This is a genomic window from Thermanaerosceptrum fracticalcis, from assembly GCF_000746025.2.
GTDB classification, from domain to species: domain Bacteria; phylum Bacillota; class Peptococcia; order DRI-13; family DRI-13; genus Thermanaerosceptrum; species Thermanaerosceptrum fracticalcis.
The window spans coordinates 593,812-610,888 of sequence record NZ_CP045798.1 but is presented as its reverse complement, the minus strand read 5'-3'; the positions used below and the strand labels follow the sequence as shown (position 1 = coordinate 610,888).

Annotated in this window: 23 protein-coding genes; 2 read left to right on the top strand and 21 right to left on the bottom strand. The window is 45.4% G+C overall.

Annotation, left to right across the window (positions count from 1 at the left end):
- Positions 1 to 12 precede the first annotated feature (12 nt).
- From BR63_RS03150 to BR63_RS03085, 14 genes are all read right to left on the bottom strand, one after another.
- The gene (locus BR63_RS03150; RefSeq protein ID WP_207724756.1) at positions 13 to 804 is read right to left on the bottom strand and encodes a hypothetical protein; all 792 of its coding nucleotides are present in this window, start codon (positions 802 to 804) and stop codon (positions 13 to 15) included.
- Positions 801 to 1,706, bottom strand: a complete 906-nt coding sequence (locus tag BR63_RS03145; RefSeq protein WP_034426017.1) for a type II secretion system F family protein — start codon at positions 1,704 to 1,706, stop codon at positions 801 to 803. Before BR63_RS03145 ends, BR63_RS03150 begins: the two co-directional genes overlap by 4 nt.
- Complete coding sequence (locus tag BR63_RS03140; RefSeq protein ID WP_034426020.1) at positions 1,685 to 3,076, bottom strand: ATPase, T2SS/T4P/T4SS family; 1,392 nt, start codon at positions 3,074 to 3,076, stop codon at positions 1,685 to 1,687. The genes BR63_RS03145 and BR63_RS03140 overlap by 22 nt, the downstream gene beginning before the upstream one ends.
- A complete protein-coding gene (locus tag BR63_RS03135) occupies positions 3,077 to 3,223 on the bottom strand; it encodes a hypothetical protein (protein WP_153802202.1) in 147 nt (48 codons plus the stop codon). It lies immediately after the preceding gene.
- 6 nt (positions 3,224 to 3,229) lie between these two features.
- Positions 3,230 to 3,901, bottom strand: a complete 672-nt coding sequence (locus BR63_RS03130) for an SAF domain-containing protein (RefSeq protein WP_034426021.1) — start codon at positions 3,899 to 3,901, stop codon at positions 3,230 to 3,232.
- A gap of 287 nt (positions 3,902 to 4,188) precedes the next feature.
- Positions 4,189 to 4,719, bottom strand: a complete 531-nt coding sequence (locus tag BR63_RS03125; RefSeq protein WP_034426022.1) for a prepilin peptidase — start codon at positions 4,717 to 4,719, stop codon at positions 4,189 to 4,191.
- A gap of 4 nt (positions 4,720 to 4,723) precedes the next feature.
- Positions 4,724 to 5,593 carry a zinc metalloprotease HtpX gene (locus BR63_RS03120; protein ID WP_034426024.1) on the bottom strand — a complete coding sequence of 290 codons (870 nt, stop codon included), beginning with the start codon at positions 5,591 to 5,593 and terminating at the stop codon, positions 4,724 to 4,726.
- A 29-nt stretch (positions 5,594 to 5,622) separates the two neighbouring features.
- The gene (locus BR63_RS03115) at positions 5,623 to 6,042 is read right to left on the bottom strand and encodes a TadE/TadG family type IV pilus assembly protein (RefSeq protein ID WP_187142819.1); all 420 of its coding nucleotides are present in this window, start codon (positions 6,040 to 6,042) and stop codon (positions 5,623 to 5,625) included.
- 27 nt (positions 6,043 to 6,069) lie between these two features.
- Positions 6,070 to 6,426: a TadE/TadG family type IV pilus assembly protein gene (locus BR63_RS03110; RefSeq protein ID WP_187142818.1), complete on the bottom strand. Its 357-nt coding sequence runs from the start codon at positions 6,424 to 6,426 to the stop codon at positions 6,070 to 6,072.
- Positions 6,427 to 6,454: 28 nt separating this feature from the next.
- Positions 6,455 to 7,264, bottom strand: coding sequence for a hypothetical protein (locus BR63_RS03105; RefSeq protein ID WP_187142817.1), 810 nt, complete (start codon positions 7,262 to 7,264; stop codon positions 6,455 to 6,457).
- A 25-nt stretch (positions 7,265 to 7,289) separates the two neighbouring features.
- The gene (locus BR63_RS03100; RefSeq protein ID WP_034426128.1) at positions 7,290 to 7,613 is read right to left on the bottom strand and encodes a hypothetical protein; all 324 of its coding nucleotides are present in this window, start codon (positions 7,611 to 7,613) and stop codon (positions 7,290 to 7,292) included.
- 16 nt (positions 7,614 to 7,629) lie between these two features.
- The gene (locus BR63_RS03095; protein ID WP_034426130.1) at positions 7,630 to 7,938 is read right to left on the bottom strand and encodes a hypothetical protein; all 309 of its coding nucleotides are present in this window, start codon (positions 7,936 to 7,938) and stop codon (positions 7,630 to 7,632) included.
- Positions 7,939 to 8,016: 78 nt separating this feature from the next.
- Positions 8,017 to 9,090: a hypothetical protein gene (locus BR63_RS03090; protein ID WP_187142816.1), complete on the bottom strand. Its 1,074-nt coding sequence runs from the start codon at positions 9,088 to 9,090 to the stop codon at positions 8,017 to 8,019.
- 18 nt (positions 9,091 to 9,108) lie between these two features.
- On the bottom strand, positions 9,109 to 10,242 hold the full coding sequence (locus BR63_RS03085; RefSeq protein WP_187142815.1) for a copper amine oxidase N-terminal domain-containing protein: 1,134 nt from the start codon (positions 10,240 to 10,242) through the stop codon (positions 9,109 to 9,111).
- Between the two features lie 181 nt (positions 10,243 to 10,423).
- Between BR63_RS03085 and BR63_RS03080 the strand changes: the two genes are divergently transcribed.
- On the top strand, positions 10,424 to 11,266 hold the full coding sequence (locus BR63_RS03080; RefSeq protein WP_051966328.1) for a Dam family site-specific DNA-(adenine-N6)-methyltransferase: 843 nt from the start codon (positions 10,424 to 10,426) through the stop codon (positions 11,264 to 11,266).
- The gene (locus BR63_RS03075; protein ID WP_187142814.1) at positions 11,238 to 11,726 is read left to right on the top strand and encodes a PD-(D/E)XK nuclease superfamily protein; all 489 of its coding nucleotides are present in this window, start codon (positions 11,238 to 11,240) and stop codon (positions 11,724 to 11,726) included. The genes BR63_RS03080 and BR63_RS03075 overlap by 29 nt, the downstream gene beginning before the upstream one ends.
- Before the next feature lie 58 nt (positions 11,727 to 11,784).
- Here BR63_RS03075 and BR63_RS03070 read toward each other — a convergent pair whose 3' ends face one another.
- The 7 genes from BR63_RS03070 to BR63_RS03040 all read right to left on the bottom strand — a co-directional run bounded on the left by BR63_RS03070 (position 11,785) and on the right by BR63_RS03040 (position 17,076).
- Complete coding sequence (locus BR63_RS03070) at positions 11,785 to 11,979, bottom strand: hypothetical protein (RefSeq protein WP_034426167.1); 195 nt, start codon at positions 11,977 to 11,979, stop codon at positions 11,785 to 11,787.
- A 22-nt stretch (positions 11,980 to 12,001) separates the two neighbouring features.
- Complete coding sequence (locus BR63_RS03065; protein ID WP_276568977.1) at positions 12,002 to 12,793, bottom strand: TIGR00266 family protein; 792 nt, start codon at positions 12,791 to 12,793, stop codon at positions 12,002 to 12,004.
- A 256-nt stretch (positions 12,794 to 13,049) separates the two neighbouring features.
- Complete coding sequence (locus BR63_RS03060; RefSeq protein WP_153802204.1) at positions 13,050 to 13,919, bottom strand: type II secretion system F family protein; 870 nt, start codon at positions 13,917 to 13,919, stop codon at positions 13,050 to 13,052.
- Positions 13,855 to 14,130: an aspartyl-phosphate phosphatase Spo0E family protein gene (locus BR63_RS03055; protein ID WP_034426037.1), complete on the bottom strand. Its 276-nt coding sequence runs from the start codon at positions 14,128 to 14,130 to the stop codon at positions 13,855 to 13,857. The genes BR63_RS03060 and BR63_RS03055 overlap by 65 nt, the downstream gene beginning before the upstream one ends.
- Positions 14,088 to 14,987 carry a type II secretion system F family protein gene (locus tag BR63_RS03050; RefSeq protein ID WP_034426039.1) on the bottom strand — a complete coding sequence of 300 codons (900 nt, stop codon included), beginning with the start codon at positions 14,985 to 14,987 and terminating at the stop codon, positions 14,088 to 14,090. The genes BR63_RS03055 and BR63_RS03050 overlap by 43 nt, the downstream gene beginning before the upstream one ends.
- On the bottom strand, positions 14,984 to 16,306 hold the full coding sequence (locus BR63_RS03045) for a TadA family conjugal transfer-associated ATPase (RefSeq protein ID WP_051966316.1): 1,323 nt from the start codon (positions 16,304 to 16,306) through the stop codon (positions 14,984 to 14,986). The genes BR63_RS03050 and BR63_RS03045 overlap by 4 nt, the downstream gene beginning before the upstream one ends.
- Complete coding sequence (locus tag BR63_RS03040) at positions 16,282 to 17,076, bottom strand: hypothetical protein (RefSeq protein ID WP_034426045.1); 795 nt, start codon at positions 17,074 to 17,076, stop codon at positions 16,282 to 16,284. The genes BR63_RS03045 and BR63_RS03040 overlap by 25 nt, the downstream gene beginning before the upstream one ends.
- Position 17,077: the final 1 nt, after the last annotated feature.

The following is a 17,077-nucleotide window of genomic DNA, read 5'->3' as shown; positions in this document are numbered from 1 at the left end:
CTCCTCCTTTTCTTAAAACAACATTAAACCCGCATTGACCATTACCAAGTAAGTCCTATACAACAAAGGACCCGCAATTATCCCCAATGCCGAAGCAAGGGGAATGAACCTGTAAACCATAATATAAAGGGGTCTTAGGGATACATCCGTTTCGATTCTCAACCTCCTTAATCGTTCGATATTAAATGCCTCTTTTAAAAGCAATCCCGACAGGTTTTTCCTGCCCGCAGATTCCATGTGAATTAAAAGTGATACCAACACCTCACCTTCTTCAAGATTAAGCTCGTCTTTGAATTTTTCCAGGGCTTTCCTGGGGTTTTCTGACCAGTAGCTTAAACATATTTCTATTTCCCTTGAAATATTAGGAGTTAAAACCCTGGCTAAACTCAAAGATTGATAGATTGTGTATCCCGCCTTCATATACATTTCTATGGCCTCAAACAACATGGCCAGGTCTTTAAGTTTTTTGTTCCTTGCTGCGTTTCTTTTCGTTTTTCGGGTAAAGTTTATGACCAAAAACGATATGATAAAGCATGTCGGGAGATAATAAAAAAGGTCTCCCAGACTGCGGGATAACCCGATGGCGGCAACTGCCGCTCCTCCAAAAGCAAGGAGCAGTTGTTTTCTGTTTTTGCTCAGGACTGCAAGTTTTTTTTGCATTTTAAAGCGTAGTTCTTTTATTAAAAAGTAAGTTTTGGAAGGACCGGGCCTTTTCAATCTGTTCAGGCTTTTCCATTTGGTGAATATTAAAAAGAGGCTGATTGCACAAACAAAAAACCCGATGGATATAAAGAGAGGGATCATGCTTCCACCCTCCCCATTATGCGGTCAAGCAAGGCCCATATGAAAATGGAACCGAAAGCGATGGTGATGATCGTCCTGCCGATAAAAGTTTCCGCCAGAAAATATGTGGTTTCAGGGATGATCCTGGACATCAGAAAGTAGGCAGGGATTGGGATGCAGGTCATCATCAAGGCCAGTATTCGCTCCCCGGTCAGGTTGGCATGGTTTTTACGGCTGAGCTCGATGTTGTTTTCCATTCGCTCCAAAAGCTCCGCAAACAAGGAACTCATAGAGGCGTCATGCTTGGACAACTTCAACAATTGCACGAACATGATGCCGTACTCGTTGTTTATGTTTCTGGCAAGACCGGCCAGAACCATGTCTGCGTTTTTACCCAGCATGAGTTCAGTGTAAGCCCTTCTGAAAGCACCGCCTACAGGATCGGCAACCCTCTTGCCTACTGCGTCAAAAGCCTTCTCCAATTGGGGCGTTTGCAGGTATTCTGCCGTGAATATTCTGATGGCCGCCACCATTTGTTCTTTTGTTTTTTCCCTTTTTCTTTGGATAAGGATGTTCAGGACGTGTTCGGGTATAACCAAAAATGCTAATGCCAGGAAAAACGAGGCTGTCAGGTTTTTTAAAAAATACAGGCTGGAGAAAAAGGCGGTAACGCTCGCAAGCAAACTCACCGCTACATACAAGCTGATATTGATTTTTAAGTTTGATTGCCTGATGCTTCTCTCCAGGGTATGGACCCACTCGTCAAAAGGGACTTTTTTCAATAGTTCGGAGGCCCTTTTTTCTTCCCTTGTAATCCGTATGTTCGTTAACGCTTTTTTAAGGATTTTATACAGCAAAGCACCGGCGGCGAAAAAAATTATGCCTGCCCCAACGGATACGGCTATAACCCACAAGTTATACATCCGGTGTCCCACCCCGCTTTCTCGATTTCTTCCCTGGGTGCCGTCCTGGATATGTGGGTTATTAATTTAGGGCTGGGATTGCTGCGAAATACCCACTTGCCTTCACCCATGTATTCTTCGCAAGAAGGAACCCATTCCACAAGAGGTATATAGTTGATGTTGTTGTTTTCATCGACGTAAATCTCTGTTATGCTTATTAATTTCTTGATACCGGTTATGGCGTCCCCGTACATCTGCACAACAACATTAAAGGCCCTCGCCACCCTGAGTTTGGCCAACTCCAAAGGAAGTGACAGCCCTTCCTCCAACATCATCATAGCTGTCCCTTCCACGGCTTCCTCAGCGTTGTTGAAGTGGGCCGAAGCCATCGAACCGTAATGCCCCCTGGTACACGCCCTGATCGCTTCCACGGCTTCCCCGGCCCCTCTGAATTCCTCAATGATTATGCAGTCCGGACTTTCCCGCAAGGCTGTCTCGAAAAGTTCTTTCATCGAAGCACCCAGATATGCGTGTTCTTCCAGTTCGATGATGTCTTTGTGCGGATAATGCTCCAACAGCTTCAGTTCCAGGTCCTTACCTATGACAAGTATTCTCAGGGCCGGATCAGTCTGCTCTATGAGTTTTCGCATGAGACTGGTCTTGCCTGAGCCTACGTTGCCTGAAAAAAGAATGTTGACCCGGCCTCTCACCAGCAGTTTGAGTATTTCCCAGGTCTTTTCGTCTAACGTCTTGTGTTTGATCAGGTTTTCAACGGTCATTTCAAATGTGTTGTGTTTTCTTAAAACAAAGGTCCATGTCTTTGACACTGGATAACAGGTGGCCGTCAGGCGGGATCCGTCCTTTCTCACGCTTTCTATCCTGGGCGATGAACGGTCCAGGGAAATACCCACATCATCAATGATCATTCGTTTTATGACTGTTTCCACTTTTTCTTCGTTTTCAAAGGATTCCTTGATCCTTTCCGATTTTCCCCTGCGTACTACATAGATGTTATCAGGGCTGTTCACTCTGATTTCGTCAATCTCCTTGTCCCTGTAGTACTTCTCCACCACATCCAGCCCCCAGGTTTGGCTGTATATGATTTCCGCCGCTTCCTCGCAGGAAATGTTATCGTCGAGTTTTATATCCGCAAGCATATCTTTTATAATCCCCAATGCTTTGAAATATGCGTTGCGGTCTCCGGCCATGGCATCCTTGAAGATTCCCTGTGTTTCTTCCCTGTTTTTTTCCGACTTGAATATTTGTTCCTGCACATGGGCTTTTGCTTCTTCAATAGTCAGTTTTTCAGGTCTTTTTACTTGTTCGTTTTGTTCTTCTGTCGGTGTTTCGGACTTAAAAAGTTTTACAAGCATGTCCAGCAACTTTGTCAATTATTTGCCACTCCCTTCTCCCTTTGTTTTTTGCAGGCTGAGAAAAAGCATATACAAGGCAAAAGACACCAAAACCCCGGCAAAGTCCTTTGCCATAAGGGAAGCCAGGATCAACCCCAAACCTGAAACAAAAATAAAGAGAGGCATCTTATTTTAGTTCCCCTCCTGTAAGGCCGGCTGTGACTGCTGTATCTCTTGGGGTCGGTTTTTAACCGCCAAGACATATCTTGCATTATCCTTGACGGCACCGGGCACGACTTTTTCGGTGAAAGAAGGCGATACGGCCAACACCGCCACCGCCGTTTTAGACTTGCCCTTTTCCAATTTGTTGCCGTCTGCATCTTCAATAGAGATGACTATTACATCCGAGGCAACTTTTTCGGAAGATACCGCCGTCCAGTTGGCAGCTTCCGCCTTGATGAAATACACATCCACAATGTCTCCGGGCTTGGCCGCTGCGGAGCGTACATAGTCTATGTTTATAGCGACTATATCCCGGTTAAGGATGTTTTTGTCTTTAATTATTCTGTTTAACTTGATAGGAAGTTCGGCATACAGGGTGGTATCCGCATAAAAACCCAGCACCGACTCAGGAGTTTTGGCAATGTCCTCAGTTCCCATTTCTTGCGGTACTTCCTTGAGTTTTATATCCGCCGTGGTTATTTCTTTATGTGCAGGAATGTCCTTTGCAGGCACCACTATTTTAACGGTCGTCGGTTTTTGGGTGTGCAGCTTGCTTTCTAGCTGGAAATAAAAAAAGCCGCTTATCGCAAGGCCCAATAGCAAAAGCAAAATATACGGCATGTATGGTTTGAATTTTGTCATTTCCATCCTCCTTGTTTTTTGTGTTTTTTCAAATACTTTTGTCCGACAACGGGAAGCCTTGTCCCGCAAGGGCTAGAGGCTGATTTTTGCGGATTTTGTCCGACACTCATCATACTGTTTTGTCCGACAGCCGGATGCCTTGCGGGACAAGGGCTCAAAGGCAATTTTTCTCATTTTTGTCCGACAAGGTTTTTGCGGTTTTCAATTTCCAGTTGTTTTTTGTCCGACAAAGTTTAAAAAAATTGCTCTCCAAGCCTTGTGTATCAAGGGATTTGGCTGTCGGACAATTATTTTATAACGGCTGGAAAAAACCATGCCAGATAACCCAGGGCTACGCAGGCACCGAAAGGAACAATGTCGTTATTGTTCAGTTCTTCTTCAATGCTGACATCCAGCCCGTTTTTCAAGCCCAAGGCATGAGTAAGTACCATTTTTTGGAAATATTCTTCCTTTACTTTTTCATAGCCACGGGCTTTGACTTTTTTGGCAATACCCCAAACGATACCGATAAAGCTGGAGATCAGGACCACATATAAAAAATGCTGCAACTCCATCCATAAAGCCAGTCCGGTTAGCAGTTTCAGGTCCCCGCCGCCGATGCCCCCTTTGGTTAAAAGGGCCAGGACTATGATTATAAGGGCCACCGCTGTTGCAAAGACAAGGTTTATATAACCTTGATGATAAATCTGATAGACAACGCCGGAGATGATCAACGGTACGGTTATAACATTGGGTATGATGTATTTCTTTGCGTCTATCAGGCCGCAGACCAGAATTGCTGCGGTTATAACTAAAAACAGGATGTCAGGTTTGCCCACGCCTTTAAACACCTCCCGCCAAAAGCTGCTTCAGTTTTGCTATGCGGTCCTCTGTGTCCGGATGGCTGGCGGCGAGTGAGGCCAAAATCCCTTTTTCCGCAATATCGTATTTTTTTAGCTCAGTTAGTGCAGAAATCAGGTTTTCCCCGTAGCCGGTCTCGGCGGCCAGCTTGTCCGCCTCGTACTCGTTTTGCCTCGATGAATACATGACCAGAAGCACGCCCAGCTTCGTCCAAAGTGCCATTGCCGCAACCAGGACAAGATCAAGCAGTACTGTGGTTATCCACGCCCCGAAACTTTCGTTTACTATCGCCACCAGTGTGCCCGTTAGTCTTAGAAATACCCTTGTGATGAAGAATATTGCTGTGATGATGAAGTTGCCTATGGTGATCACCAAAAGCAGGTCGGTGTCCTTATGGGCCAGATGTGCCAGTTCGTGAGCGAAAATGCCTTTGATTTGCTCGTCTGAAAAACCCAAAATACCTTTGTTCAGGCATACCGTCTTGCGGCCTATGGCAAAGGCGTTGGGCGAAGGATTATCGTTGACAAACAACTTAATATCGTCGGGCAGTTCCGGGTACTTTTTCTTAACTTCAGAATGTACTTCCTTGAACAGAGCTTGCAGTCTTTCCGCCTCCCGGTCAGTCGAAATATCCCTGCACCCCGTGACCAGACGAAGAATGAATTCTCCGACGGGCGAAAGGGCAACCGCCAGGGATACGGCATAGGCGGCAATGCCGAACAGAAAGCCTTCGGGATCGTTAAAACCATCGCTGAACAGGTAAGTGATGATGAGAATATTTAGAATCAAATAGATAATCGTTCCTGCATTAGACTTTTTAGCTACTCTTTGCAAAAACTCAACAAGATACATGTTTCTCCTCCTTCTTTAGTGATTTTTTGTTAGTTTTTGTATGGATTCCCGGTATAACCGGGTCCGTAAATGCCTTTGTTGTAGTACCTGTATTCTTTTTCTTTGTAGTATTGGGCTGTTCTTTTCATATCCATGTTCCCGAAAAAAGGAATAGTCATAACTTTTCTTTTGACTGTAACTGCTTTGCCGTCTATTTCTATGCTGTAAAAACCATCACCTACAAAAGAAACATGTCCCATTTGCAATACTTTTACGACTTTTGTTTTTGCATCTTCTACGTTAGCGTTAATGGCAAATTCCCTTGCTCCTTCATTGGCCGCTGCCTCCATTACTACCCCTACTCTTGCAAGTTCGATAAAATAAATAAACGCCAACGTAACCATCAACATTAAGGGGAATATGATTGCAACTTCAATAATGGCCGAGCCTTTTTGATTCCTGAACAACATCGGCATTACCCCCTTCTCATCTCTAATCTAAAACAACCTGTCTATGATAACCTCTTTTCTCAAAAACGTGCTTTCAATATAACCAGTAAAAACTTTGGATTCCTTTTGAACAACAATACCCTTCTTGCTGCCGCTTGCAACCGGAGTAATGGTTATTTGCTGCGGGTCAATTCCTCCTCTTTCGAGTTCCTTTTTTGTCTTTTCAACCGCCATGTAGGAATCCCCGTAGGTCGCATAATATATTGCCCCTTCTCTTGCCGCCTGCTGTAAAGCCATGCTTTCTTTGATCGCCCCCATGAAAAACAGAAAACCCAAAACAACTGAAACAAAAACTGGCAGCATGACTGCGGCTTCTATGGTAGCTGAACCTTTTTTTTGTTTCAAAAACCCAAACAAATCTCAACACCTCCGGCTATTCCAGACTGTCTATTTCACGCACGGCTTTCGCTGTTATCGTTACTATTTGTCTGTTCCCCTTGCCAAATATGTTTCCTAAAGGAGAAGGCACTTCCGCCGTTACTTCCGCCTTTATCTCCACCCAGCGAGGAAACGGCACCGGACCGTCCGGGCCATGTGTGCCGCTGGTTCGCCACTTTTTTTCTTCAAAAACAGCATCGGTCCAGGCGGCAGGCCCGGGCAGGTGTTTGCTCAACTCCGTTATCCACCAGGATTCCGGGTTATACATCCCGTCAAATATGAAATATTCAGTCCAAGACCAGCAAGAATCCTCGTCACATTCCCAATGTGTTACTGAATAGTTTTGTGTATGAAGATTAGGCAGGTTTTTATACATGTCCAAATATCTTTCATTGTCATACTTTACCGTGTAATTCCAACTGATTATTCTTGAATCTTTAGTGTTATTGTTAAAGTTCAAATAAAGGTTTTCCTGGAACAAACCCCTGGCTTTGCTTTCGTCAATGTATATATAGTTTTTATAATCCGTCGGCCAAGTGAAGTGGTAATGAGTATCCCCTTCGTCTTTTCTGTCCTCTATGTACCTCGTAGGCTTCGACCTTTTTTCCACGGTCATAAGGGAGGAAAGCATGGCCACATCGACCGCATCGTATGCAGCCTTTCTGTATAGAAATGACGTGGAAACAGCCAGGGACAATCCGGCAAAAAGAATCATGATCACTAAGGCAACGGCCAGAAAAGGTATGATTGTACCTCTTTGGTTGTTCAGGTATTTAAGTATATTAACCCCCCCTCTTTGGAGCAATTAAAAAAGAGGGTTTTCCCTCTTTTTAAGCAATTTCCAGTCTTTTTTTGATATTGAAGATTTCTTTCTCGTGTTCCCGCTCCTTGTGATCCAAAAACTGGATTTCCGTCTCCTGTTCGATTGATCGCAAAGACAAACGCTCAAGGATTCTTTCCTGGCGTGCCTGAGTACCTTTTAAGTATTCGACATTTTCGGCAATAGAGTTTATTTGGGCCGTGTTTTCCTCTGTCCTGTGTTCCAATGCTTTGAGTAATTGGGTATGCTCGTCAAGAGTGGTTTTTATGTTGACGATTTCTCCTTTGATGCTTTTTATTTCACTGAGAATTTCGTTTAAAAGTTTCTCGCTCATTATTAATTACTCCTTTCTACACAGGCCGTTTGCGGAGATTCATTATCTGGACTTCATGCCTGCCCAGTATTTCGGAGATTGATTCCTGGCTTGCGGCCATTTCATCGAGTTTTTCGTTAACTTCTGTGCGAAACTCGGTAAGTATGGCTGTTTGGCTAAAGATTACTTCCTGGCGTTTTTCGATACGGTCGAGTTTTTCGGTTGTTTGTTGTTTAAATTCAGACATTTCCTGTTTGAATTCAGTCATTTCTTGTTTGAATTCAGTAATTTCGTTTTTGATACCTTTGATTTCACTAAGAATTTCACTTAACAATTTTTCACTCATATGGCATCCCCCCTTTTTTATTATTCTACATTGTCCCAAACAACCCTGCCAGAAAAAGAGAGGCTTCCCTCTCTTTTTCTATTCAGCTAATCTGGGTCTGTCCAACCCGCTGCCGCTTTGAGGTGGTGTAGGCTCAGGCTCGGGTTTTATGATTTTTATATACATCGGTCCGGGAAAATTATTAATCCAGTTGGGCTCGTCGGCAGGCTTGTTCTTGAAGCTGTTCACTTCCAGCCGATACTGGATGAAACTTAAATATTTGGTATATTCAGTGTCAGGAATCTTATAGTTAAGCGTCACTTCTTTTTCTTCACCAGGGCCTAAAGTTACGGAAACTGTCTTATATCGTTTCAAATTTGACGGGCTGGGGTTGTATTTGCTCATATCCGGCAGCCACCAGGTATAGTCCGTCGCCTGCTCCACGCTGCCCAGGTTTTTCACCCATCCCCTGAGCGTCACGGTTTGCCCGATCTTGCCTTGCGGCTGTTTTGATCTATCCAGTTTGGCCAGAAGATCGACCGGCTTTAAGTCCTCCTCCACCCCGTACCAGTCTATCACCGTCGGAATGTACCACCGGTAGCCTTCCGTGCCGTTGGCCAGTTGGTACGAGGACAGGGTTATGCCGTATGTGTTGCGTTCATTTTCTTTTGTCAGGTTTACGGCTGCATCTTTGTCAATCAGATTAATCTTTCGCTTTATAAAGAAACGGTCGTTTGTTTTTTCCACCCAGGCGTCCAGGATCTGCGGCTGCATGTCTGCATACTTTACAAACCCTTCCCAGCCGCCGAACCAGGAGGCGTTGTAGAGTTCGGGGAAAAGGGGCTTAAGAGTCTTCATAAGTATTTTTCTTTTTGCTTCGTCAATGAGCCCCTGCCTAACTTCGGCCCGCAAATTCTTGTATTTGCCCCGGAACTCCTCCGGCAGTTGCAGCTCAAATTCGTTATTTTTGCCATGAATCACGTTTTCCTGCCCGGGATAACCGGTGTTCTGCCAGACGCCGTTGGAGTGCTTCCAGATGTCGTGATAGCCCAGGTCAATAACAGTGCAGATTTTCACTTCGGGCTTTTCACCCGGAATTTCTTCAGCCGCAACCGGCTTAACAACAGACATAACAAGGAGAAATACAAGCAGTACAGACAAAACTTTTCTCATGCCTGGTTCCTCCTTTACTTACTCGCCCTTGTAGTACGGGTTCTTGATGTATACGCCAGACAAACTGTAGGAGCTGACTTCAAATGAGTCATCGTAGAAAACAAACCACTTCAAATTCTCTTTGGTGGCCTTGGGCAAAGGCTTTTGGTCACCTACTGTAGCACGGTCCCCACCGCCGTTAAGACTTATTTCAAAAATCCCGATCTGACCGTTTCTGTAGTTGGGGTTGTATTTCCCGTTCTCGTCAATGGGCACGGCAGGACGCCCGCCCCTGAACTCTCCGTCGAAGCAGACAATATTGGCTTTAAAATTTTTGTTAGCTTTGACAAAAATCGCTCCGGCCGGGCCGTTGAAACGCCAGTCGTAACCTCCGTAGTTTTCGTCAATCCAAACGTCGTATATTATTAACGGCATGTCATTGGCCGGGATGCTCACCGGCAGTTCGTCATAGCTCACTTCCGCCAGTTGCAGTTCAGGGCCGATTGTTTTTGTCCAGTAATGTCCGTTGAGTTCGGTTTTCGTGACCAACCCCTCGATCTCCAGCCCCTTCTTCATCTCCGCCTGGCTCACTTCACGAAACTGGCCCAACGCTTCACGTCTCACCTGATTGCGTATCTTCTCCATGATTTCTTCTTTGTTCCCGGTGAATTTTTTGGTGAAGTTGAAAATTACGCCGTAACCTTCCACGTTCTCGTAGTTCACTTCACAGCCCAGGGCTTCGGAAACAAAACGGAAGGGCACCATAGTCCGTCCTGCCGCAGTCAACACCGCCTTGGTGTCCATCTGGTGGCTCTTGCCGTTGATGGTGTAGTCGGCTCTGTTGATCCACAGCTTGATGGTCCTGCCAATAGCGTTGTCCGTTACGGTAACTTCGCTTTTTTTGGCCTCCCAGCCGACTTTGGCTCCCAGTGCTTCACTGACAAACCGCACAGGAACCAGAGTTCGGCTGTTCTCATCTACGTACGGTTTTTGGTCCGGGAAACCTACTTTCACGCCGTCAACGAAAATATAAATGGGGGATTCCATGCTGGCAAACGCTTCGCTTGCCGGTACTAAAACAACTAAAGCCACCAACAACATAAACATGATTTTTTTGAACATAAAACCACTCCTTTTTTGTTTTTTTTGTAAAATATTTGTTCTTAATTCCAAACTACCATCAAACCCAAAATTGCTGAAGATAAATTTTTTATAACAATTTGGACTTATTTTTAAACAAATCAGCCCCTTAACCTTGGGGATAAAAGAAGGTTTGTATTATAGTGCCATATATTGTACTATAGTCTTAAGATTTCGGAAGTAGAGCGAGATAATAGGCAGGGGGTATTACTTTATGGTACGTCCTTTTTTGAAATGGCCTGGCGGGAAATATCGCATAACAAATTGCATTAAAGCGTTACTGCCGGCAGGAGAACGTCTGGTCGAGCCTTTTGCAGGGTCCGGTGCCGTATTCTTAAATACCGATTATTCTTCATATTGGCTTAATGACGCCAATTCAGACTTAATTAATCTTTATTGTGTGTTGCAAAAAGAAGGCAAAAGTTTTATAAAATACTGCCGTTCTTTTTTTACTCCGGAAAACAATACGCCGGAACGATATTACGAACTACGCACAGTGTTTAATACCACCCCCGACACAGTTTTAAAATCAGCCCTGCTTGTGTATCTTAACCGGCATGGATATAATGGGTTGGTTCGCTATAATTCTCAAGGAGAATATAATGTGCCGTTTGGCCAACACAAAAAACCCTACTTTCCTGAGACTGAAATGGAATATTTTTTCCACAAATCACAAAAAGCCAAATTCACTATAGGCGACTTTTCTGAAGTTATGGCTGCTGCTCAGCCCGGCGATGTTTTTTATTGCGATCCTCCCTATGTACCGCTTTCAAGTACTGCCAATTTTGTTACATACAGCACCGGCGGTTTTTCTCTGGAACAACAAGAACGGTTAGCCATATTAGCTGTCGAACTTTCGCAAAAAGGGATTCCTGTCCTCATATCCAACCACGATACTGTTTTTACAGAAACAGCGTACAGAGAAGCCAAAGTAACTAAACTTCAGGTCCGGCGTTCTATCAGTTGCAATGGTTCAAACCGCAGTAAAGTCGGCGAAGTTTTAGCTCTTTTTGAGGGGAGGCTTGGATATGAGCAGCCAAGGCGGGCATGCAAATAGTACCGGCGGAACACTGGAAAAATCCGTTGTTGGTGCATTAACAAGCAAGGGCTTCCAAGTGGTTCCTTACAGAAAATGGATTAAATGCCCGAAGAATTACGGGAATGAGTTATTGCTGACAAATGCTCCCTACAAAACCATATACAATCATTCAGGCAATAGTGAATTCCTGTTGTTATCAAATAAGTACAATATGCGTATACGCATTGAGTGTAAATGGCAACAAAGTGCTGGCAGCGTAGATGAGAAATTCCCTTATCTTTATCTCAATGCCGTGGAAGTTATGCCAGAGGCCGAAATCATCATAATTGTCGATGGTGGCGGTTACAAAAAAGGAGCCGTCGAATGGCTCAAGTCGGCAGCCGCAGAAAAAAAATATATAAAGACAAACAACCCCAAAAAAATTCGTATAATGAACTTGTCTGAGTTTTTGGTTTGGGTTAATACAACATTTCGGTAAGGGGAAATACGGGAAACGCCCTGCATCACCGGGGCGTTTCCCTTTTTTTGTTTGTTTGTTACCTGATGCCGCCCTGAGCGTCTTTTGCTTGCTCAAGCTGCGTTTTAACGTTCCCGAAAAGGTCGGTTAACGGCTGACGCAGGAAGAATAAGGCCGTTACGGCAAAAACGGCCAATATCCCCATGATGATGGCGACCTGGACAAGCTCAACGCCTCTTTCTTCTTTGAGAAGATTTTTGATTTTTTCAAACATGTTTTTCTGCCTCCTTGAAAAATTAATCTTCAAAATTTGAAAAATATTTTCTGCCAAATATTCCCTTCTTACTTCCGGCGATGCTGCCCCGCCCTGTTTGTTCTTCCCTCCTCCCTCCGACACGGGTCGCCGCAGCAATTCGGTCAGCCAGGCGTGATAAAGGCAGGCTTTGGATGTAGACAAGCCCAGGCCCCGTCAAAGTCGCCAGGAATAATCCCTCACCTCCGAAAAGCATATTCTTAAAGCCCCTCACCATAGTGATGTCATAATCTACTGTGGAAGCAAATGCAACAAGACAGCCTGTGTCTACCCGCAAGGTTTCACCGGGAGCCAGCTCTTTCTTGATAACGGTCCCTCCCGCATGAACAAAGGCCAGGCCGTCACCGCTCAGTTTTTGCAGGATAAAGCCCTCGCCTCCGAAGAAACCGGCACCGATCTTCTTTGTAAAGGCAACATTAATTTCTATACCCAGGGCCGAACAAAGATAAGAATCTTTTTGACACAGGAAAGTGCCGCCCAATTCTCTCAATTGCAAAGGAATGATCTTGCCGGGATAGGGTGATCCAAAAGCCACCTGCTGTTTGCCTCTTCCATTATTAATAAAACTGATTATAAAGAAGCTCTCTCCAGTTATAACCCTTTTCAGACCGCCCATTATCCCACCGCTGGACGAGGTAGACATTTCGATTCCCTGAGTCATATAAGTCATGGCTCCTGCTTCAGCCCTGACTCCTTCGCCGGGATCCAGTTCTATTTCCACCAACTGCATGTCATCACCATAGATTCTGTAGGAAATAACATCGGCCGCTCCCAAGGATGTGCCGCATTTGGGGCAAAACTTCCCACTGCGGACATCCCCGCCGCATTTTGGACAAAACATTGATAATAAACCTCCCAGTTGATTAAGAATTGTTATATTAATTTTATTATTGTTATAATTTTTTGAATCTCTTTTTAAAACGGCTTGTATTTAGTTTTGTTAAGTTATTGATACAAAACACATCACCCGCCTTTTTGTTTGAATACAGTCAATTCTGGACATTTTCGGAAGGTTTTTTGGGGTAAGTCTATTACAATGTCTTAATCAAACTTATCCCGATAGGAACCAGCAAAAGCAAAACCAAAGGCACGAATATACACAGCATCAAGGGCAACAGCATCTTTGTCGGTATCTTTTTGGCTTCCTCCTGCATCTTTCTCCGCTGGGAGTCGGAAAGCTCCCTCCTGAAATCGTCAATGGTTGCGGATACGTTCGTACCACCCCTTTCCTCCGCTACTACTATGGACTCAAAAAACCTGGAAACAGCACTCACCCCCGTCCTTTTCCCTATATCCCTCAACGCTGCCGACCGTGCCCGGCCTGTTGCCATCTCACGCCAGGCAAGCCTCAGCTCGTCCCCCAAGGGAGGCGGGTAACGTCGGGCTATGGTTTCAAAGGCCGTGCTTATCTCCAAGCCGGCATTTACCGCCATCCCCAAAAGCCCGATCATGTTGGGCAAGGAGTTGTATATGGCCTTTTTTCTTTTCTCCATTTTGCTGTGAAGCAAAGCGTCAGGCAGAAAATAAAGCAAAACGGTCAACATAAGCCCTAGTATCAAAGGGATTCCCAGCATGGCGGCGGTTATGGCGAACAAAAGACCCGTAATACCAAGACATATTTTTATGCCCACAAAGCCCGCCTCCGTCAATCCGTAAGGATTACCGGCCCACACGAGTTTTTGTTTAATCTTTTCCAGGTTGAACACAGGAACAAGGGAGGTTACGACAGGCCCGATCCTTTCGGATACGTCCTTCCAATCGATGTCTTTAAGCCCGGTCCTCTCCTTTTCAAAGGGTTTCAAATACACTTCAAGAATCGAATCGTTTTTACGCAGTTCAAGCCCGAAGAATAAAAACAATGTCCCTAAAAAGGCCAACCATGCCGCAAAGTACGCACTCAAAAACCAATGCCCCCCTTTCGGATTTCAATTTTTTTTGCACAAGCACTACGAGCCGGTCCAGTTCCTGGCTCAGCAAAACCGTTTGCGGGGCCAAAAGCCCGTACTTTTCCCCGGATTCGAGAAGCCTGGCCCGCAACAAGGCTATTTTTTTGTGAATCGCAAAGATGTTTACAGCAGCTCCTTCTCTACGTCCGCTATATTCAACGCCCATGCCACACCTCCGATGATGGTTGTAAACATAAGAAAAGAAAAGACTATCCCCAAAGCATTTTCAAAAAGCGTTTCCCGGAAGCCGGGCATAAGGTTTCGCATTATGGCAATCAGCACAAAGGGTATAATGGATACTATCCAAACGGCCAGGCGGTTCTCGGTGGTCATTACCCGCACTTCTTCGGTGTAAGCCTGTCTTTCCCGTATGCTGTGCTGAATACTGCTCATAACGTTGGTGGTGTTTATTACCAAACCCTCTTTTTTCAACATCGTTGCAATAGATAACATCTCCAGTTCGGGAACAGGGGTTTTGGCAGCCATCTCCTGAAAAACTTCCACCTCTGGCTTGCCCAACCGCAGTTCGTCAACAGCTTTAAGCAATACGGCCCGGAACGGCTCCCCCACTTCTTTGGCTGCACGTTCCATGCCTTCGGTTATGTCGCCGCCCGATCTGATGACCATTGATATGGTCTCCATCGCCTGCTCAACCTGAGAGGAATACAGCCTCTCTTTGGACTTTATGATTCTCTTTTCCCGCAACAAGGGCATCAAAAAACCGCCCAGAGCAGAGATAGTTGTAATTACACCGCTCCCCGTGACGGCAAAAGCCACAAAGCCCAGAAAAAAACCGCCGCTCAATATCAAACCCACTCTTTGAGACAGCGACATTTTAAGCCGTTCTTTCTTCTTGGTGTGAACCTTTTTGGCTTTTTGCAGGTGCTCGTCTTTTTGAGGGTCATATCTTTGCAAACCGAACCGGGTTGCGGAATAACCTTTTTCCGTTACTATCTTGATGCCTAAAAACAACAATACCACCATAAACATTACGGCTATGGCGGATATTACGCCTCCTATCAATCCTGCCCACCTCCCAGCCAGCCCGGCCACTCCACTTTCGCCTCTTTGAATCTGTGCAGCCTTGTAAATCGGTTGCCGGTTTCTTCCCAGCGACCTACGACTTTGCCTTTTTCGTCATATCCGTCTACAACATACTTGACCAACGGGTTTATGACCACTTCTCCGTTTTCTTCGCCTACGACTTCCGCCACTTCCAGGAGCTTTCGGCTGCCGTCCGGCATCCTCGACAACTGCACGACCATATCAATCCCCGATGCCACATATGCGGGAATAAGGGCTGGAGATAACTGCCCTGCGGAGGCTACCATCGAGACCAGCCTTTTCATGGCATCCACGGTATTGTTGGCGTGGGCGGTGGTCATGCTGCCGGAGTGACCCGTATTAAGGGCCTGCAATAAAGCAAAGGCTTCAGGACCCCTTACCTCGCCTACGATGATTATGTCCGGCCTGGCCCGTAATGCGTTTATAACCAAGGCCAACTGGTTTATTTCGCCTTTCCCCTCGATATTGGGCGGCTTGGCCTCCCAGGACCGCACCCTGGGATGGTTTAGCCTGAGTTCCACGGGGTTTTCAATGGTTATAATCGAAAGATGACGAGGGATGAATTCCGCCAGGGCGTTCAGAAAAGTGGATTTTCCGCTGCCGGTGCCGCCGCTGATGACAAAAGACATTCTTGCCTGCACGCAAGCCTTGAGTGCTTCGGCCAGTTCCCGGCTTACGGCCCCGTATTCGATCAGGTTTTCCATGCTCAAGTTGGGCTTGAATTTCCTTACGGCAACCTGTAAGCCGTGTACGGCCACAGGCGGAGCCACGGCATTGATCCGGGACCCGTCCGGAAGTCTTGCGTCCACCATCGGCGACGAATAGTCCAGCCTCCGGCCTAACGGCGTTATCATCCTCTCGACAATGAGGGCCAGGTGTTCCTCAGAGTCGAATTTTATATCGGTTTCCTGCAAAATCCCGTCTTTTTCTATAACCACCTTGTCCCACCTTTCTATGAGAATTTCCGTTATTTCCTTGTCGTCCAGGAGTTTTTCCAAAGGCCCGTAGCCCGATATTTCATTGGTCAATCTTTCCGCTAGTGTTTGCCTGACGTTTATATCCAAGCCCGGCTTATATTCTTCGATAACTTCAAGTACCTGGTATTTCACCAGTTTTTTGGCTTCCGGGTCCCGGTACTTGCCCAGGTATTCCCTGGGGACTTTCTGCATGGCCCTTTCCTGGGCTTTTTTACGCAGGATGTCCCAGTCCGTTTTGGATAACTCATCCAAGGCGGACCGCATCGCCGCCAGTTCTATAAATCGTTTTGGAACGTCCAATCCAATCTCTCCCCCTTCTCCACCAATTCGCTTTTTTGGATCAGGATGAAGTTATGATAATCTCTTACGGTTTCTTTGAATTTTTCGGTTTCTACAAAATTGAACCCATTCTCCTCGAAATCTTTTACCAGTTTTTTCTTACCATTGCTGTCCAGACTGATGGAGAAAACCCCGACCTTGGGGCTTTCAAAGAAACATTCGGCCAAATCCAACAAATCCTCATCGCTCAAGGCGTCATTTTTTGCTTCTTTTTCTTCTTCCTTTTTGAGCAGTTTGAATCTGGTTTGAACATCGTTCATATCGATCCCTTCTTCTTCGGCCCACCACCACTCGTAACCAAAAAGGGTTATATGTATGCTGACGGGATTTTTTGTCTCAAGTGTGTGTTTCAAGGCAAGTGTCTTTGCTTCGGGAATATTTACGACCCAGACCTCATTATTCCCAAAAAACGTAAATATTTTTGGAAACGGTTTTCCTTCAAATTTTTTACACAACATTTTTCTTCTTTTCCTGTCTTTGTATAACGTGTATTCGGAAAACAACAAAAACAACAAGTAAATTCCCAAGATCATAAACGACGGCAAATATGACCAAATGTCAACAGGCTTTCCGAGCCAGGCCCGATATGTCAGTCCTGTTTGGAAAGTCAAACCGACAATGTGCAAGGCACCAAAGACATGAAACAAGTCAAAATGAACAATAAAGAAAAGAATAATAAAATAAACTATTGTGAGCATAAGCGAAAAGCCAAATTCAGACAAACCTAGCATC

Excerpts from the sequence above, each read along its gene's own strand:
- BR63_RS03150 (WP_207724756.1), bottom strand. The coding sequence starts at position 804 with ATGATCCCTCTCTTTATATCCATCGGGTTTTTTGTTTGTGCAATCAGC.
- BR63_RS03145 (WP_034426017.1), bottom strand. The coding sequence starts at position 1,706 with ATGTATAACTTGTGGGTTATAGCCGTATCCGTTGGGGCAGGCATAATT.
- BR63_RS03135 (WP_153802202.1), bottom strand. The coding sequence starts at position 3,223 with ATGCCTCTCTTTATTTTTGTTTCAGGTTTGGGGTTGATCCTGGCTTCC.
- BR63_RS03130 (WP_034426021.1), bottom strand. The coding sequence starts at position 3,901 with ATGACAAAATTCAAACCATACATGCCGTATATTTTGCTTTTGCTATTG.
- BR63_RS03120 (WP_034426024.1), bottom strand. The coding sequence starts at position 5,593 with ATGTATCTTGTTGAGTTTTTGCAAAGAGTAGCTAAAAAGTCTAATGCA.
- BR63_RS03115 (WP_187142819.1), bottom strand. The coding sequence starts at position 6,042 with ATGTTGTTCAGGAATCAAAAAGGCTCGGCCATTATTGAAGTTGCAATC.
- BR63_RS03100 (WP_034426128.1), bottom strand. The coding sequence starts at position 7,613 with ATGAGCGAGAAACTTTTAAACGAAATTCTCAGTGAAATAAAAAGCATC.
- BR63_RS03095 (WP_034426130.1), bottom strand. The coding sequence starts at position 7,938 with ATGAGTGAAAAATTGTTAAGTGAAATTCTTAGTGAAATCAAAGGTATC.
- BR63_RS03090 (WP_187142816.1), bottom strand. The coding sequence starts at position 9,090 with ATGAGAAAAGTTTTGTCTGTACTGCTTGTATTTCTCCTTGTTATGTCT.
- BR63_RS03080 (WP_051966328.1), top strand. The coding sequence starts at position 10,424 with ATGGTACGTCCTTTTTTGAAATGGCCTGGCGGGAAATATCGCATAACA.
- BR63_RS03075 (WP_187142814.1), top strand. The coding sequence starts at position 11,238 with ATGAGCAGCCAAGGCGGGCATGCAAATAGTACCGGCGGAACACTGGAA.
- BR63_RS03070 (WP_034426167.1), bottom strand. The coding sequence starts at position 11,979 with ATGTTTGAAAAAATCAAAAATCTTCTCAAAGAAGAAAGAGGCGTTGAG.
- BR63_RS03055 (WP_034426037.1), bottom strand. The coding sequence starts at position 14,130 with ATGGGCGTTGAATATAGCGGACGTAGAGAAGGAGCTGCTGTAAACATC.
- BR63_RS03040 (WP_034426045.1), bottom strand. The coding sequence starts at position 17,076 with ATGCTAGGTTTGTCTGAATTTGGCTTTTCGCTTATGCTCACAATAGTT.